We start from the raw sequence: 16485 nt of genomic DNA, 5'->3' as shown, positions 1-16485 counted from the left end.
ATGTGTAAGGGGGCTTTCACCATGACTGTAGATGACCAACAAAAATATGATGATTTTGCGTCAGTAGAAGTTCAACGGAAATATCTAGCTCAGGAGGAAATGCCTGAAGGTGCCTATGGTTCTGCGGTAAATAAACATGCACCACTGCAGGGTCGGGATTATGACGAAGGTCAACGGCACTATACACCATATAATTACGAATACAAATCCTTACACGAGGATATACCTCGACAATTTCCAAATGCACACAAGACAAACGATCATCCAGATGAAGATGTAGGACCATCGAAAGATAATCAATAAGAATGCCCAACTTTCTTTGAAGGTTGGGCTCCTTTTTACTGTTCAAGCTTTTTTATGACGAAGTACGCACAACCAAAATTGCAGTACTCATATAAATAATCTTCAAGAGTTGATATTTTCGTATCGAAAGCTGCTTTAGAATTTTGGTCATCAAAAAAACCTTTCATCCTTAACTGACCATATCCCCAATCCCCAACAATGTAATCATACTTCGATAAAATATCGCTAAACCGTTCTCGAACTTCCTCTTCCTGAAAGCCATCCTTATAATTATGAACAACATCATATTGGTTTCCAAACAATTCAATCATCGACTATCACCTCTATGTGTCTCTAGTGTATCACATTTTCAAATTGGAGATGAGACGAAATTTTAGCATGAAGACGATTTTTTAACACAAGCTATATATGAGACCTAAATGGAGGTGTTCGAAGTGAAGAAACAAATACAACTTTTTCTAACCGGAGTCCTTTGCTTGTCACTCATGGTTGGTTGTACACAACAGGAGGATATGGGGGCAGGAGACGATACATTAAGAGGTCGATCTATAGACAATTATAACCCATCAAATATGACCAATGAAAACAATCCAAATATGCCTCATCGGGGAGATCAATTTGGTTTTGTACGCTACAACGAAAACCAACTCGATATGGATGATGAAGAACACTACTCCCCTCAAATTGATCGGGAAGAGCTGGCGAATATGATTACACGTGTGTTGCTAAGAATAGATGAGATTGATGAAGTAGCCACATTGATTACGGATAAATATACTTTTGTCGCCTACTCACACTCGGCAGAAGTAGATGAGGAATGGGCTGAAACAACAGTTGGAATGACAGCAGCCTCTATCGTACCCGGTTATTATGAAGTATACATTTCAAAAGAAGGTACAGCATTTGAAGATTTAGCAAGTCTGAATAATAATACGACAACAGAGACTGATGATGAAGCAATGATTCGACAATTGTTAAATGACTTTGAACGAGTTCCCCAAAGTGGCGATTACGATAGTCAAAAAGAAGGTCACGAAATGGAGAAACCAGCCAGATAGCGGCTGGTTTTAAATTTTTCCAAACATGTTTTGAAATACATATCACAAAATATGTCTGACTACGTTTTTCGGGGTGAAAAGATGAAACATAAATGGGTAATCGTTACAATAATTGTTTTTGCCATGAGTATAATGTCAATTTCTATACTGAAAGCCGAAGAAAAACAAGGAAAATATGACTTCGAAACAAGAATGGCTTTATATAAAAAGACAGAGGCTGTTACACAAATTCCTTGGTACTTTTTAGCAGCAATTGATCAATATGAACATAATATTCATCAAGAAAAAGCATCAAAGACTGGGATTGTAGGAATTACGATTCCGATTGAAAAATGGGTTGGTGAAACGAACCCTGCATTAAAAGAAAAACTTCCAGAGGAGATTGTTGCTCTATTCGACGGAATGGGAAGAGATGGAGATGGTGACGGCTACGTTGACCGTAAAAATGATGAAGATATTTTATATTCGATGGCAAACTGGATATTACAGTATGGTGTAACAAGGGATGATATTAAAACCGCTTTATGGAACTATTACCAAAGAGAATTAACCGTTTATTCGATCACGAATATGGCGAAAATCTTTAAAACGCTTCAAACTTTGGATTTGGAGAAGAATGTATTTCCAGTTCCCCCTAATGCCAATTATAGTTATCGCAACACTTGGGGGGACCCAAGAGGTTTTGGAGGTAGAAGAATACATGAAGGAACAGATATCTTCGCAAACTATGGTGTGCCAGTAAGGTCCACCACTTACGGGATTGTTGAAATGAAGGGATGGAATAAGTTTGGTGGATGGCGAATTGGTATTCGAGACACCCATAACATTTATCATTACTACGCCCACCTTCAGTCGTATCAAAAGGATGTAAAACTGGGGCAAATAGTCAAGCCGGGAGATATCATCGGCTATGTTGGATCTTCAGGATACGGACCGAAAGGAACTTCAGGAAAGTTTCCTCCACACTTACATTATGGAATGTATCGTGATAATGGAAAAAACGAGTGGTCATTTGATCCTTATCCGCTACTTCGAAAGTGGGAAAAGCAACGGGAATAAAAAAAGCAGCTACCTTAATTAAGGTAGCTGCTTTTGATTTTTTACTTATTTTTAGATGCTTTTACTGCATTAGCAATACTTGCAGCTAAGCCTCCCCAAATTAGTACAGCAGCGATAACGAACATTACAATTGCACTAGCATCCATTAGCTACTAACCTCCTCGCTCTTATTTGTTTCCAAAGCTTCAGCCGACTTCCATTTTAATGTGGCAAATACAATACCACCGACTAACGTAAGAGCAAACGGCACCCAGCCCCAAGGGATAACAAGTGATAATGGGTAACCATCAATGAACGGTGCTGTAAAGTCATCGATTAACTGTTTCACCATCATATAACCTAATAGCAACGGTGTAATAACTGTTAAACAAATTACCCACCATGCGCCAATTTTAATGTCAGAAAGACTGTTATTATACTGCTGAAGTTCTTTCACTTTCTTAAGTCCCCAAGCGATAATGATAACTTCGAACAGTCCTGCTAACCCTACACCTACAACGAGTACGTATTGGTCAACAAGTGTTAAGAAGTGTACGCCACCTTCTGTAGCATAGATTAGTGAAATGAGTGCAGATAGTCCACCACCAATTGCTACTGCTTTTGTACGAGAAATGTTAAATTTCTCTTGGAATGCAGCAATGTATGTTTCACAAATGGAAACAAGGGATGAAAGACCCGCTAACACTAATGAAGCGAAGAATAAGAACCCAAATAATTCATTTAAGAATGGCATTTGGTTAATGATTTGCGGGAATACTGCAAATGCTAAACCTACTCCACTTGCTGCTACATCAGCTACTTCACTTTGCGTTGAAACTGCTAAGAAACCTAAAGCAGAGAATACCCCGATTCCTGCAAGCAATTCAAATCCAGAGTTACTTAAACCAGTAATAAATGCGTTATTGTTAATGTCAGATTTTCTAGGTAGATAACTTGAATAAGTGATCATGATAGCAAAACAAATTGATAAACTAAAGAAAATCTGTGTATATGCAGCTGTCCATACACTTGCATTACCTAACTGAGACCAGTCAGGCTTAAAGAAAGCATTTAGACCAGTTGTTGCACCTTCAAGTGTTAAAGCACGGATAACAATAATCAGGAATAATACCACTAATGTAGGGATGAAAATTTTGTTGGCAACTTCGATACCTTTCTTAATCCCTTTAAATAAAATACCTAAAACGATGACCCAAACAATAATAAGCGGAATGACAACTCCAGGTACAAAAGATCCTGCTGGACCGACATCTCCTACTTTGAGGTAGTCACCCATTAAGAATCCACCAGTTTCATCTCCCCATTTTAAGTTAAATGAGAAAATGGAATAGGACATTGCCCAACCAATAATGACTGCGTAGTAAGTTGCAATACCAAATGAAATTAATACTTGCATCCAACCTACCCACTCTGCCTTTTTGTTCAATCTAGCAAAGGTTAACGGCGAAGAACCTCGATACTTATGACCGATTGTAAATTCCAAAATCAAGATTGGAATCCCAGCTGTAAAAAGGGCAACTAAGTATGGTAAGAAGAATGCCCCTCCTCCATTTTCATAAGCTACATACGGGAAACGCCAAATGTTTCCTAAACCAATTGCAGAACCTACAGCCGCCAGGATAAATCCAGCGCGTGTTCCCCACTGTGCACGGTTTGACATAAACGCTACCTCCTTATAATTTTACTCTGCTTGTTCAGAGTATACGTTGTAATTGTCTGTTTATTCAGAATAATTTTACTAAACATGTATGTATTATACAGACTAATGTCCTAAGTGTAAAGAACATAAACAAAATTTTTAGACATTTTTTGCACATAAAAAAGAAAAGCCTTATGAAAGGCTTTTCTTAACGGTTTTTATTACCTATTACTACCTAAAATATACAACTTTGGTAGGATGAATAATGCTACCACCATACTCACAAGTGCAAGCCAAACCATTCCAGTTACACCAAAAATTAGATAACCAATAATTGTTGCAATAGCTGCAATAATTGCATATGGAAGTTGTGTAATGACGTGATCAATGTGATATACACCTGCACCAGTAGAGGACAAAATGGACGTATCTGATATAGGTGAACAGTGGTCACCGAAAACAGCCCCGGCTAAAACCGCAGCAATAGATATGAGGAACATGTCCTGGTCTGCTGCAGCTGCGATTTGAGCTGCAATTGGAATCATAATTGTAAAGGTTCCCCATGACGTTCCTGTAGCAAATGCCATAAGTCCAGCTAATACAAATACGATAATAGGTAGGAAAAGTAAATTCATATTCATTTCTTTTACAACAGTTGCTAAATAATCACCTGTTGCTAGTACATCGATAATTGTACTAATCATCCACGCAAAAATTAAAATATAAATGGCTGGTAACATGGACTGTATTCCTTTACCAATAACATCCATGACAGGCGTTTTTGTTCCCTTTTGGAACATATACGCAATCAAGGCAACGATTACTGCTGTTAATCCACCGTAAACGAGTGAAAGAGCTGGATCGTTCATATCTGTTAAGAACATGTGGACTACCGTTACTGCTACTAAAACGAGTATAGGTAAAAGCAACTGATAAATACGTCCGTTTTTCACTTCAACAAATGTATTACCTAATTCTCCTGGTGCATTGTTAGGGCCAACTACATCTCCTGTTTTTTGTGCACGTTCTTCATGTTTCTTCATTGGACCTATATTTAAGTTTGTTAAAGCGACGATAAACACAAGAATAATTGCTGCTATTGCATAAAAGTTAAGTGGCATCATTTGAACGAATGCATCAAATGCCTTTAGATCTGTAATTTCATTTGCTGCAATTGCCGTACCAACTAAACCGATAATGGTAGCACCCCAGCTGGAAATTGGCGATAATACCGTTACAGGTGCAGCTGTTGAATCAATTAAATAAGACAATTTTGCACGTGATACCTTATGACGGTCCGTTACTGGTCTAGATACTTGTCCAACCGTTAAACTGTTAAAATAATCATCAATAAATAAAACTAAACCTAATACAGCTGGTACTGTTTGGGCACCTTTTTTCGTTTGAATTTTACGTACTGCCCAATCACCAAACGCTTTTGCACCACCTGATGCAGTCATAAATGATGTCATCATGCCTAAGAATAATAGGAACAATAACAGATTAATATTCCAATAGTTTGGTGCTCCATCATCAATGAATATTCCAAAAAAGGAGTTCCATACCTCCAACAATGCACCACCAATATGAAACTTGTGGATAAATAGTGCTCCTAATATAATACCAACACCTAATGACAAAAGAACTCGCTTCGTTAAAATGACGAGCAAAATCATCACAAAGGGTGGAATTAAAGATAAAAATGTACCTGTCATATTTAAGTCTCCCTTCTATTCTGTGTTTTCCAAGATGGACAGGTTAAAGGAAAAATGGACATGAGGTTAGTACATAGATGTATTGGGAGACAATAAAAAAAGGCAATGATAGAGACATAACTCATCATTACCTGTGTAATAATCTGTCATCCTCCATCGATCAGTAGCACCCCATGCAAGTTATGGATTTGCATGACAGTATATTCCTTATTCAAGAACATACCAACAAAAATAGGTGACCCTACTTTATGCTTCGGCAATACGTCCTTTCACCACCCTTCATCGTTTTTCATCCTCCAAGTGGTTACTAATACGAACTGCACCTCTACCCCATCGATAAGATAAGGTTTATACCATATTCCATTTTCCAAATAAAAATATTATCATATCTATCGATTTATTGTAAAGAGTTAAACGGAACTGTGATGGAAGGTGTTGAATTTCCACTATCTGAACGATTATAAAATTCTGGTACATGCCCTTGGATGACACGTACATCTACAGGTATATTCGCAGATACCTTTGTTGTCTCTGTAGAAAACGGAATCACAATAGAAACATTGGCTTCAATTTTAATAAAGAGCTTAACTAGTGCACTATTGATCCCATACTCTTCAATCGTTACTTCCATATCAGACTGTACATCTCCAATTACTTTAAACCGAATCGGAATTTTTGGTCCAAGATTGGATAGAATAGCGATATTAGTTGCCTCACCTATTGGGATCTCTTCAACTACCGGATTGTTGTTAACATCCTGTTCTTCTTGGAGATCATTAGGATCTGCCTCGATATCTAGAGAAGCATCAGGGGAAAACTCCCCTCGTTCCATTCGCTTTAAATAATTTTGAACACGGAAGGTCGTATTTCGTAATACACGATTTAAAACAACAGAATTCCAGCCCATTGATGTTATGACTCCATCCTCATCTGTTTCCGCTTGGATTAGATCTTCAAATTCCAGGTCTTCGGCAATCCGTTTGCTAACAGCCTCATTTATTGCTTCACGAGCAAATTGCTTTGTCTTCGTTTCAGCGATAGCCATTAATGTCGGCTCAATTCCTTCATTGATGAACCATAGACTGGCAGATACTGTAACCATAAAAAATATAATTGTAATCATGAAGACTTTTGCTAATGGAGGCGGTGCCTTTTTTTTTCGTTTGCTTAACATTGTTCGAACCCCCCTCTGTAAAATGTATGCACAAAAATACAGAGGGTTGACCACACAAACATCTTTTTCATAAGATAAGCCTGTTCATGAGTGGTCATAAACAGGCTTAACAATTGGGATTATAATTTTAGCAATGCCTCTCGACAGGACATGCCTTCTATCCAGCCATACTTTTCCTTAGCTGTAATGGTCACTTTTTCGAGGGAAGCTTCTAATAAATCTTCCATCGTGCGGACTCCAATTGCTCTTCCCGCTACAATACCACGGTCTGCTAATTTCTCATTCAAAAGATCAATATCAAGGGCACCACACATGACATAACCTATATCATTTGAGATAACAAGTAAGTTTGTTTTTGGTAGTTGTACGTGTACCGCTGTAAATGGTTTGTCTTCAATCCATAATGGTTTAACCGAAACCATTTATTCCACCCCTTTCTTCTACAATGTATGAAGAGAAGAGGGGAACGTTTCATTATGAGGTGAATTTTTTAATCGTATCTCCTAAAAGATCCCGTAAAAATTCAGGCATATAGTATTCTTTATTCGTCGATTTCGCTATTTCAGGGATTAGCTGTCCAAATGTAAAAGTGTCTGCCGTTGCAAGCTGGTATTTTCGGTTTTTGTTTAAAGGTTCTCCATTAATATAAACCTTTTTTACGTGTTGATCCCCATGTTGGTCTGTAAACATTTCAGTCGTAATATTAGAAAAAATCATTTTTCCAATAACTTTCCCCCTAAATCCAAACCCCTTTAATTCAAATTGCTCAAATCGTTTTGTTTTCACCAGTCTTATGATTTCAAGGAGCTCTTCACCAGAAACTTTAACTTTACATGGATTCACCGGGTGTGGGCAAATTCGATGTAAATCGCCATAGGTAATAACCCCACGCTCTAAGCCTCCGAGTAACATACCTGCATTCAGCATGGCACAGTCCGCCTCTGTCCATATCTTCATCGTTTCAACGAGCTGTTCTATTAACGCCGTTGATGAAAACCAGTTTACCTCATAATGCTCTTTTAGAAAGCCTACGGATTTAGACAAGATTTCGTTTGCTCTTTCATCAAAATTACGAAGCAAACTTTCAGTATGATGATCTTTGGCATAATGGTTGATGTCTATTGCCGAGGCTTCTTTTGTAACGATTTCATTTAATTCAAAATCCCAACTAAACATAATTTCACCAGCATACATCCCGTGTTTTCCAACCGCTGCCAATAAAGTATCGTTAACAACTTCCCCATGTTTAAATAAATGGTGAGTGTGTCCTCCGATAATGATATCTATCTCAGGATAATGATTGGCAATGTATTCATCATCATGAATACCTAAATGTGATAATAACACGATGACATCTGACTGCGCTTTAACCTCAGCTATATAGCGGTCTAACACATCATATGGAGATTCTGTTTGCCAGCCGATTTGCTCATAAAAAAGTTGAAAGGGTGCTGTCAAACCTAACACGGCAATTTTGACACCTTTTTTCGACTGTAACATTGTATATGGTTTTAACCATGATGGCTTTTTTTCATTTTTTGGATAAATATTGGCGCAAACAACACTGAAATCAGCATTGTCATATAAGTGAAAAAAGTTCTCTGCAGGTAATGTTATCCCTTCATTGTTACCGACCGTAACACAGTCGTAACCACCATCATTTAAGAGTGATACGTTTGCCTCCCCTAAAAATGCCTCTGTAATTGGATGGAATCGATCCATATGATCACCATTATCCAATAAAAAATATGTATCATCTCGTTGTTTTCGTCGATAAATTTGTTCATTAAAAAACTCTATTATATTGGGCCAATGTTCAAAGTGGCTATGGACGTCACTTGTAAAATAAAGATAGATATTTTCTTTCATTTTCATACCCCTTATGTTAAACCTTGCAAAATCATACGGATTCCAATTAGGATTAATAAAATACGCAGGAACCATTCAACAGTTTTACTTTTCATCCTTTGGTTAACTTTAGCACCTGCCACACCACCTAGCCAAGCGCCTGGAATAAATAATAACGTATATTCCCACTGTATGTTCCCAAACGAAATATGTCCTATAGTGCCAACGATACTGGAAATAAAAATCATAAACATTGATGTTGGGACTGCAATAGATGAAGGAAAGTGGAATAAAAGCAACATTACGGGAACCATTAACGAACCCCCACCAATTCCAAACAGGCCCGAAAAGCTCCCTATGACAAAAGAAACAAGCCATGCGACCGGAACACGATAAGAATAGTAATACGTTTCACCGGACAAATTGTAAGGACGGCTTATTCCATATTGATTTGGTGCATTTTGTAAAGTGAACTTAGTTCTTAAAAAGAACAAAGAGGAAACAGCTAACATTATTATGCCAAAAGTCACTTGGAAGGGTTCTGGATGTATATGCTGGTTTAGCCAAACACCAATAAGTGCGCCTGGTACACTGCCACTTAAAAATATAAAACCACTTTTTAAATCAACTCGTTTTTGCTTCACATATGTAAGTGTTGAGGATAATCCTGTGAAAATCATAACAAGCAATGACATACCAACAACAGCTTGCGGAGTTGCCCAACTGAAGGATGGGCTAAATTGATGCAACAACAATAGACTTGGGACAAAAATAATACCGCCCCCTAACCCGGCTATACTTCCAAGGAAGGCAGAAAGAAAACCTAACAAAATCATCATAATTATAAACATAATGAATCCCTACTTCATATGTACTTGTCAATGAAAAGAAAGAACCCGCTTCCTATATTATATACAGAAACGGGTTCTTATGAGTAATGTTATGAAAAGATTAACCGATAGAACCTTCCATTTCGAATTTAATTAGACGGTTCATTTCTACCGCATATTCCATTGGCAACTCCTTCGTAAACGGCTCAATGAAGCCCATTACGATCATTTCAGTTGCTTCTTCCTCTGAGATACCACGACTCATAAGATAGAACAGCTGCTCTTCTGAAACTTTTGATACTTTCGCTTCATGTTCCAGAGAAATATTGTCGTTAAGGATCTCATTATATGGAATTGTATCGGACGTTGATTCATTATCTAAAATCAATGTGTCACACTCAATGTTTGAACGAGCACCATCTGCTTTTCTTCCGAAGTGAACAATACCACGATACGTCACTTTACCACCTTGTTTCGAAATCGACTTCGAAACAATAGTAGATGACGTGTTCGGAGCCAGGTGCAACATTTTAGCACCAGCATCTTGGTGTTGGCCTTTTCCTGCTAACGCTATGGAAAGTGTCAAACCACGCGCTCCTTCACCTTTTAATAATACTGCAGGGTATTTCATTGTAAGTTTAGAACCGATGTTTCCATCAATCCATTCCATCGTAGCGTTAGCATCAGCACTTGCACGCTTTGTTACAAGGTTATATACGTTATTTGCCCAGTTTTGAACTGTTGTGTAACGGCAATACGCATCCTTTTTAACAAAGATTTCAACAACAGCACTGTGAAGTGAATTTGTTGTATAAACAGGTGCCGTACAACCTTCAACATAGTGAACTGATGCGCCTTCATCAACAATGATTAACGTACGCTCAAACTGACCCATGTTTTCTGAATTAATACGGAAGTATGCTTGTAAAGGAGTATCTGTTTTTACCCCTTTAGGTACATATATAAATGAACCACCAGACCATACAGCTGAGTTTAATGCTGAGAATTTATTATCAGAAGGTGGAATTAATTTACCGAAATATTCTTTAAACAAGTCCTCGTTTTCTTTCAATGCAGTATCCGTATCCTTAAAGACAATTCCTTGTTCTTCTAGTTCTTCTTTCATGTTGTGGTATACAACTTCCGATTCATATTGCGCAGAAACACCAGCTAAATACTTTTGTTCTGCTTCCGGAATACCCAACTTATCAAATGTTCTTTTGATTTCTTCAGGTACCTCATCCCAAGAACGCTCTGATTGTTCAGAAGGTTTTACGTAATACGTGATATCATCAAAATTCAGTTCACCTAATTCTCCACCCCATTGTGGCATAGGCATTTTGTAGAACTGTTCAAGAGATTTCAGACGGAATTCTAACATCCACTCCGGTTCTTCCTTCTGCTTAGAGATCTCACGAACAATATTTTCTGTTAAACCACGCTCTGTACGGAAAATAGAAACATCACGTTCATGAAACCCGTACTTATAATCACCAATTTCCGGTGCCTTTTTCGCCATTCCAATACCTCCTTAAGGTAATGTTATTCGTTGTTCTCTATCCCTTTTTCCATTGCTTTCCAAGATAGAGTTGCGCATTTTACCCGTGCAGGGAATTTGGAAACGCCCTGAAGCGCTTGAATATCGCCTAATTCCAAGTCCTCATGATCAACATCTTTTCCTTGAACCATATCTGAAAAGTAATCAGATAACTTTAATGCTTCTTCAACGGTTTTCCCTTTAACTGCTTGTGTCATCATCGAAGCCGAAGACATACTAATGGAACAACCTTCACCTGTGAACTTTGCATCTTCCACGATGCCGTCACGAACCTTTAGTTGAAGATGGATTCGGTCACCACATGTTGGGTTATTCATTTCAACCGTTAAATGCTCATCTCCGTCAATTGTACCTTTATTACGAGGGTTTTTATAGTGGTCCATGATGACCTGTCTGTATAAGGTTTCTAAGTTATTAAAAGACATCACCAAAAAACTCCTTTGTTTTTTCAAGTCCTTCTACTAGTTTATCAATATCCTCCTTCGTATTGTAGAGGTAAAAACTAGCTCTTGCTGTTGCGGTTACATCTAACCAGCGCATTAACGGTTGAGCACAATGGTGACCTGCTCTTACTGCAATCCCCTGTGAATCCAATGCCGTTGCAACATCATGGGGATGAACGTCTTCCAAATTAAAGGTGACAAGACCCGCACGTTCTTTTGGACCATAAATCTTCATTCCATTAAAATCATTCAGCTTTTGAAGTGCATAGTGAGCAAGTTCTTTTTCATGTTTTTCAATATTGTCTAACCCGATTTCTTCTAGAAAATCAATTGCTGCTCCAAGTCCTATTGCTCCCGCAATAATCGGTGTTCCACCTTCAAATTTCCACGGAAGTTCTTTCCATGTCGACTCATGAAGATCAACAAAATCAATCATTTCTCCACCAAATTCAACCGGTTCCATATTTTCCAACAATTTTTGTTTTCCGTATAGAACACCAACTCCACTAGGTCCACACATTTTATGAGCGGAAAAAGCAAAGAAGTCACAATTTAATTCTTGAACATCAATTTTCATGTGTGGTGTACTTTGGGCACCATCTACGAGAACAATCGCTCCGTGTTTATGGGCAACATCAATGACTTCTTTAATTGGGTTAATCGTACCAAGAACATTTGAAACATGAACCATTGCTACTATTTTTGTGTTTTCCGTAATTGTTGCCTTAACATCCTCCATCGAAATCGTACCGTCTTCCTGAAGGGGAATGTATTTTAACGTTGCACCAGTAGTCCTTGCAACTTGTTGCCATGGAATAATATTACTATGATGCTCCATCGGGGTTATGACAATTTCATCCCCCTCTTTTAAATTTGTTCTTCCATAACTATGAGCAACTTTATTTATAGCGGTCGTTGTTCCTCTTGTGAAAATAACCTCTTTTGTGCTTTTCGCATTAATAAAGTTTTTTACCTTTTCCCGTGCACCTTCGTATCCTTCAGTAGCTCTTGTTCCCAATGTATGAACCCCTCGGTGTACGTTAGAATTGTGCAGTCGATAGTACTCATTCACCTTTTCGATCACTTGAATTGGCTTTTGTGAGGTAGCTGCACTATCTAGGTATACTAATGGATGACCATTTACTTCTTGGTTCAATATAGGAAACTGTTCACGAATTTCGTTAACGTTCATTAATATACTTTCCTTTCAATCACTTCAGTTAATTGCTTTTTGACTGACTCAATTGGAAGCTCATTTACCACAGGCGCTAAGAAACCATGAATAATAAGACGTTCTGCTTCTTTTTGAGAAATACCACGGCTCATTAGATAAAATAACTGAATTGGGTCCACTCTTCCTACTGATGCAGCGTGACCTGCCGTTACATCATCTTCATCAATTAACAGGATTGGGTTTGCATCACCACGGGCCTTACTACTTAACATAAGAACTCTCGATTCCTGTTCTGCATTCGATTTCGATGCACCGTGTTCAATTTTTCCTACACCGTTATAAATGGAGCTGGCGCTGTCCTTCATAACACCATGTTGTAATATGTGTGCATCTGACCCTTTTCCGTAATGAGTAATATTCGTCATGAAGTCTTGCTTCTGATCACCGCGACCCACAGAAACGGACTTCGCATTTGCAACGGAGTTTTCTCCCATTAAGTTTGTCACATTTTCTGAAAGGGTATTCCCGTCGTTCATTTGACCTAATGCCCATTCAATTTGTGCGTCACGGTATGCAACACCACGACGGTTGACATATGTTGTTGTTCCCTTTGCAAAGTTATCTACTGAACCGTATGATACTTTTGCTTGGTCATTCACAATCACTTCACTTACGATGTTTGCCACTGCTTCTTTTTCTGTGTTTGTTGAAATATAATTTTCAACATACGTAACTTCACTACCTTCATCAGCAACAAGCAGCACATGGTTGAATAGACCTATTTCATCATCTTCTTGCCAGAAAACAACTTGAATAGGCTCTTCAATTACGACATTTTTCGGTACATATAAGAATACTCCACCATTTAACAATGCTGCATGAAGTGCTGTTAAACGATTTTCGTCAAATTTCACTGCATCACGCATAAAATAGTTATGAACTAAGTCACTATGCTCGTTTAACGCTGTACGTATATCTGTAAAAATAACGCCTTTCTCTTTCAATGATTGTGAAAGTGATGCATAGGCTACAGAATTGTTACGTTGAATTATGATGTTACTCGCATTCTCTTTATCAACAAACACCCGTACTTCGCTAGGTAATTCATCAAGGTTTTGAATGACATCACCTTGAACATCATGATTAAACCGTGTGAAATTCCAATTGTCAATTCGTGTCTTTTCCGGTTTCGGCATAGGAAGTTGATCTGCCAGTTCCAATGCCTGAAGACGAAATTCCTTCATCCATTCCGGTTCACCACGACCTTCGGAAAATTGATTGACATATTGTTTATCAAACGGTAATTTCGTTTCTACGGTCATGTTACCCCTCCTATAATTACGCTTCTTGCCCTACTGTTTCGTCTTCGATTCCTAGTTCTTGTTTAATCCAGTCATAACCTTCTGCTTCTAACCGTTCAGCTAGTTCAGGACCACCGGATTTTACGATACGACCTTGCATCATAACGTGTACTTTATCTGGAGTAATATAATCAAGCAAACGCTGGTAGTGTGTAATCATTAAACAGCCGAAGTCCTCGCTACGTAATTTGTTAATTCCTTTAGATACCACTTTTAACGCATCAATATCTAAACCTGAGTCAATCTCATCCAAAATAGCAATTGCCGGCTTAAGCAACATCAACTGAAGAATTTCATTACGTTTTTTCTCACCGCCAGAGAACCCTTCATTTAAATAACGTTGTGCCATGTTTTTATCAATTTCCAAATAATCCATTGCACTATCCATTTCTTTAATGAATTGCATTAAAGGAATTTCGTTACCTTCACCACGTAGTGCATTAATAGAGGAACGTAGGAAATCTGAGTTTGTGATTCCCGGGATTTCACTTGGGTATTGCATTGCTAAAAACAGACCTGCTTGAGCTCTTTCGTCCACTTCCATTTCCAGCACGTCTTTTCCATCAATTGTTACCGAACCTTGTGTAATCTCGTACTTCGGATGCCCCATAATTGCGGAAGCCAACGTTGATTTACCTGTACCGTTTGGCCCCATAACCGCATGGAATTCTCCACCAGTAACTGTTAAATTGACACCTTTCAATATTTCTTTACCTTCAATTTCAACGTGAAGATCTTTAATTTCTACTGTTGATCCTGCCATAAAGATACCTCCAATATTATAAAATTACTTAAATGTAAGTGAACCTATATTCTCACTCTATTCTCATTACAATCTTATAACATATAGAATCTAGATTCAACTTATAGACCACAGATAAATATACGTCACCGTAATCATGTAGAGACTAGTTTCTACAATTATATGTATTATTTATTTACATACATTTTTAAGATGTAATTTATACTCATTATAAAGAAAATTTCCTTATAAAGATACAGCCAGCTTAACATTTCTTTTAGTATGAAAAAAGGGAGACACTTGCCTACTTCTATACAAGTGTCTCCCCAAATTATTTATTTATATTATCGATGTAGTTGCTGGTCAACTTTCGCTATCATTTGTTGCATCTCCCGATGTTCCTTCTGTCTCTTCTTCTCAACTTCAATCCGCTTTGTCAGCTTTCGGCTATACTCCTCATATCCCATTCCGTGTGATTGTTGCATAGCCTTTTCCATTTCAGACGTGTAATTTAAATCAAGATGGTCAGAAATAACAAAATCATTCCTTTCTTATAATTTACGTCTTAAATTTTAGCATACCCAAAATCCGAAATACAAAGCGCAATATATCCCTTATATATACGTGAAAGGGGATGTAACTCTATATGTCATAGTTACATCCCCTTCCTTTATAATTGAAGTTATATCCTTCTAATAGCTATAATTTTCTCATTACTCGTTTACTGGTACAACCGCACCTTCATATTTTTCATTGATGAAGTTTTGGATATCTTCAGAACGTAATGCTTCAACGAGTGCCTTCAATGCTTCGTTATTTTCATCTTCACTGCGAGCAGCAATTACGTTAACATATGGAGATTCAGATCCTTCTAAAATAAGTGCATCTTCTGCCGGGATTAAGTCTGCTTCGATTGCATAGTTTGTGTTAATTGCTACTAATGTATCTTCTTCACGCTCATAATATTGAGGTAAGAAACCAGCGTCATAACTTGCATCAAAGTCAAGATTTTTAGGATTTTCAACAATATCTTCCTCAGTAGCATTTACTTTATCGATACCATCTTTAAGTTTAATCAAACCAGCCACTTCCAGAAGAGATAAGATACGACCATGATCTGCTACAGAATTACTCATCAATACAGCAGTTCCATCAGGAATCGCGTCAACACTAGTGTGGTTTACAGAGTAAATACCGATCGGCTCAATATGAATACCGCCAAGATTTACGAAATCATAACCGAAATCTGATTTTTGTTGCTCAAGGTAAGGAATATGCTGGAAGTAGTTCGCATCCAACGTTCCGTTATCTAGGTCTTGGTTAGGTAAAACATAGTCCTGATACGTTTCAATCTTTAATTCAATACCTTGTTCAGCTAAAAGAGGCTTTACTTCCTCTAATACTTCAGCATGGGGAACAGCTGTCGCACCTACTGTGATAGTTGTTGTTTCTTCTTCGTTTCCATTACCGTTTCCTTCGTTGCCATTCCCTGCATTATCTTCTGATGACCCACAAGCAGTTAAAGCAAGTACAAATAGTGCTGTTAATAATACTGTTAATAGTTTTTTCATTGATTTTCTC

18 protein-coding genes and 1 riboswitch are annotated in these 16485 nt (G+C 37.9%); of the genes, 3 read left to right on the top strand and 15 right to left on the bottom strand.

All coding sequences use genetic code 11. From position 1 onward, the window contains the following. Window positions 1-21 precede the first annotated feature (21 nt). The gene (locus NLW78_RS12985) at window positions 22-303 is read left to right on the top strand and encodes a cytosolic protein (RefSeq protein ID WP_254497574.1); all 282 of its coding nucleotides are present in this window, start codon (window positions 22-24) and stop codon (window positions 301-303) included. A gap of 35 nt (window positions 304-338) precedes the next feature. On the opposite strand, the gene NLW78_RS12980 is transcribed toward NLW78_RS12985, so the two are convergent. Beyond that, window positions 339-614: a YutD family protein gene (locus NLW78_RS12980; RefSeq protein ID WP_254497573.1), complete on the bottom strand. Its 276-nt coding sequence runs from the start codon at window positions 612-614 to the stop codon at window positions 339-341. A gap of 123 nt (window positions 615-737) precedes the next feature. Between NLW78_RS12980 and NLW78_RS12975 the strand changes: the two genes are divergently transcribed. Both NLW78_RS12975 and NLW78_RS12970 read left to right on the top strand, forming a co-directional pair. After that, complete coding sequence (locus NLW78_RS12975) at window positions 738-1361, top strand: YhcN/YlaJ family sporulation lipoprotein (RefSeq protein ID WP_254497572.1); 624 nt, start codon at window positions 738-740, stop codon at window positions 1359-1361. Window positions 1362-1442: 81 nt separating this feature from the next. Continuing rightward, complete coding sequence (locus NLW78_RS12970; RefSeq protein ID WP_437181974.1) at window positions 1443-2420, top strand: M23 family metallopeptidase; 978 nt, start codon at window positions 1443-1445, stop codon at window positions 2418-2420. A 41-nt stretch (window positions 2421-2461) separates the two neighbouring features. Here NLW78_RS12970 and NLW78_RS12965 read toward each other — a convergent pair whose 3' ends face one another. From NLW78_RS12965 to NLW78_RS12900, 14 genes are all read right to left on the bottom strand, one after another. After that, on the bottom strand, window positions 2462-2566 hold the full coding sequence (locus NLW78_RS12965; RefSeq protein WP_254497571.1) for a MetS family NSS transporter small subunit: 105 nt from the start codon (window positions 2564-2566) through the stop codon (window positions 2462-2464). Then, window positions 2566-4080, bottom strand: coding sequence for a sodium-dependent transporter (locus NLW78_RS12960; RefSeq protein ID WP_254497570.1), 1515 nt, complete (start codon window positions 4078-4080; stop codon window positions 2566-2568). Before NLW78_RS12960 ends, NLW78_RS12965 begins: the two co-directional genes overlap by 1 nt. Before the next feature lie 200 nt (window positions 4081-4280). After that, window positions 4281-5774, bottom strand: coding sequence for a Na+/H+ antiporter NhaC family protein (locus NLW78_RS12955; protein WP_254497569.1), 1494 nt, complete (start codon window positions 5772-5774; stop codon window positions 4281-4283). A gap of 156 nt (window positions 5775-5930) precedes the next feature. Continuing rightward, window positions 5931-6110, bottom strand: a riboswitch (Lysine riboswitch). A gap of 61 nt (window positions 6111-6171) precedes the next feature. After that, window positions 6172-6948, bottom strand: coding sequence for a sporulation protein YunB (yunB, locus tag NLW78_RS12950; protein ID WP_254497568.1), 777 nt, complete (start codon window positions 6946-6948; stop codon window positions 6172-6174). A gap of 119 nt (window positions 6949-7067) precedes the next feature. Then, window positions 7068-7370: a YunC family protein gene (locus NLW78_RS12945; RefSeq protein WP_254497567.1), complete on the bottom strand. Its 303-nt coding sequence runs from the start codon at window positions 7368-7370 to the stop codon at window positions 7068-7070. Between the two features lie 52 nt (window positions 7371-7422). Further along, complete coding sequence (locus NLW78_RS12940) at window positions 7423-8817, bottom strand: bifunctional metallophosphatase/5'-nucleotidase (RefSeq protein ID WP_254497566.1); 1395 nt, start codon at window positions 8815-8817, stop codon at window positions 7423-7425. A gap of 11 nt (window positions 8818-8828) precedes the next feature. After that, entirely contained in the window at window positions 8829-9647 is an 819-nt protein-coding gene (locus NLW78_RS12935) for a sulfite exporter TauE/SafE family protein (RefSeq protein ID WP_254497565.1), read from the bottom strand. Window positions 9648-9747: 100 nt separating this feature from the next. Next, complete coding sequence (sufB, locus tag NLW78_RS12930) at window positions 9748-11145, bottom strand: Fe-S cluster assembly protein SufB (protein ID WP_254497564.1); 1398 nt, start codon at window positions 11143-11145, stop codon at window positions 9748-9750. Window positions 11146-11168: 23 nt separating this feature from the next. Further along, window positions 11169-11609 (bottom strand): Fe-S cluster assembly sulfur transfer protein SufU, encoded by a 441-nt coding sequence (gene sufU, locus NLW78_RS12925; protein ID WP_254497563.1) that lies wholly within the window; start codon window positions 11607-11609, stop codon window positions 11169-11171. Further along, entirely contained in the window at window positions 11599-12819 is a 1221-nt protein-coding gene (locus NLW78_RS12920; RefSeq protein WP_254497562.1) for a cysteine desulfurase, read from the bottom strand. Before NLW78_RS12920 ends, sufU begins: the two co-directional genes overlap by 11 nt. Then, entirely contained in the window at window positions 12819-14123 is a 1305-nt protein-coding gene (gene sufD, locus NLW78_RS12915) for a Fe-S cluster assembly protein SufD (protein WP_254497561.1), read from the bottom strand. Before sufD ends, NLW78_RS12920 begins: the two co-directional genes overlap by 1 nt. A 16-nt stretch (window positions 14124-14139) precedes the next feature. Next, window positions 14140-14925 carry a Fe-S cluster assembly ATPase SufC gene (sufC, locus tag NLW78_RS12910; RefSeq protein WP_254497560.1) on the bottom strand — a complete coding sequence of 262 codons (786 nt, stop codon included), beginning with the start codon at window positions 14923-14925 and terminating at the stop codon, window positions 14140-14142. A gap of 323 nt (window positions 14926-15248) precedes the next feature. Further along, window positions 15249-15389 (bottom strand): YuzK family famiily protein, encoded by a 141-nt coding sequence (locus NLW78_RS12905; RefSeq protein WP_254497559.1) that lies wholly within the window; start codon window positions 15387-15389, stop codon window positions 15249-15251. Between the two features lie 228 nt (window positions 15390-15617). Continuing rightward, window positions 15618-16475 carry a MetQ/NlpA family ABC transporter substrate-binding protein gene (locus tag NLW78_RS12900; RefSeq protein ID WP_254497558.1) on the bottom strand — a complete coding sequence of 286 codons (858 nt, stop codon included), beginning with the start codon at window positions 16473-16475 and terminating at the stop codon, window positions 15618-15620. Window positions 16476-16485: the final 10 nt, after the last annotated feature.

Origin of the sequence: Salirhabdus salicampi, from assembly GCF_024259515.1 — a bacterium.
GTDB lineage: Bacteria > Bacillota > Bacilli > Bacillales > Alkalibacillaceae > Salirhabdus_A > Salirhabdus_A salicampi.
Note: the sequence above shows the minus strand (reverse complement) of the source record. Positions and strands in the feature narration are given on the sequence as shown.

Excerpts from the sequence above, each read along its gene's own strand:
- NLW78_RS12970 (WP_437181974.1), top strand. The coding sequence starts at position 1,443 with ATGAAACATAAATGGGTAATCGTTACAATAATTGTTTTTGCCATGAGT.
- NLW78_RS12960 (WP_254497570.1), bottom strand. The coding sequence starts at position 4,080 with ATGTCAAACCGTGCACAGTGGGGAACACGCGCTGGATTTATCCTGGCG.
- sufD (WP_254497561.1), bottom strand. The coding sequence starts at position 14,123 with ATGACCGTAGAAACGAAATTACCGTTTGATAAACAATATGTCAATCAA.
- sufC (WP_254497560.1), bottom strand. The coding sequence starts at position 14,925 with ATGGCAGGATCAACAGTAGAAATTAAAGATCTTCACGTTGAAATTGAA.
- NLW78_RS12940 (WP_254497566.1), bottom strand. The coding sequence starts at position 8,817 with ATGAAAGAAAATATCTATCTTTATTTTACAAGTGACGTCCATAGCCAC.
- NLW78_RS12920 (WP_254497562.1), bottom strand. The coding sequence starts at position 12,819 with ATGAACGTTAACGAAATTCGTGAACAGTTTCCTATATTGAACCAAGAA.
- sufU (WP_254497563.1), bottom strand. The coding sequence starts at position 11,609 with ATGTCTTTTAATAACTTAGAAACCTTATACAGACAGGTCATCATGGAC.
- NLW78_RS12965 (WP_254497571.1), bottom strand. The coding sequence starts at position 2,566 with ATGGATGCTAGTGCAATTGTAATGTTCGTTATCGCTGCTGTACTAATT.
- sufB (WP_254497564.1), bottom strand. The coding sequence starts at position 11,145 with ATGGCGAAAAAGGCACCGGAAATTGGTGATTATAAGTACGGGTTTCAT.
- NLW78_RS12900 (WP_254497558.1), bottom strand. The coding sequence starts at position 16,475 with ATGAAAAAACTATTAACAGTATTATTAACAGCACTATTTGTACTTGCT.
- NLW78_RS12955 (WP_254497569.1), bottom strand. The coding sequence starts at position 5,774 with ATGACAGGTACATTTTTATCTTTAATTCCACCCTTTGTGATGATTTTG.
- NLW78_RS12905 (WP_254497559.1), bottom strand. The coding sequence starts at position 15,389 with ATGCAACAATCACACGGAATGGGATATGAGGAGTATAGCCGAAAGCTG.
- NLW78_RS12945 (WP_254497567.1), bottom strand. The coding sequence starts at position 7,370 with ATGGTTTCGGTTAAACCATTATGGATTGAAGACAAACCATTTACAGCG.
- NLW78_RS12985 (WP_254497574.1), top strand. The coding sequence starts at position 22 with ATGACTGTAGATGACCAACAAAAATATGATGATTTTGCGTCAGTAGAA.
- yunB (WP_254497568.1), bottom strand. The coding sequence starts at position 6,948 with ATGTTAAGCAAACGAAAAAAAAAGGCACCGCCTCCATTAGCAAAAGTC.
- NLW78_RS12935 (WP_254497565.1), bottom strand. The coding sequence starts at position 9,647 with ATGTTTATAATTATGATGATTTTGTTAGGTTTTCTTTCTGCCTTCCTT.
- NLW78_RS12980 (WP_254497573.1), bottom strand. The coding sequence starts at position 614 with ATGATTGAATTGTTTGGAAACCAATATGATGTTGTTCATAATTATAAG.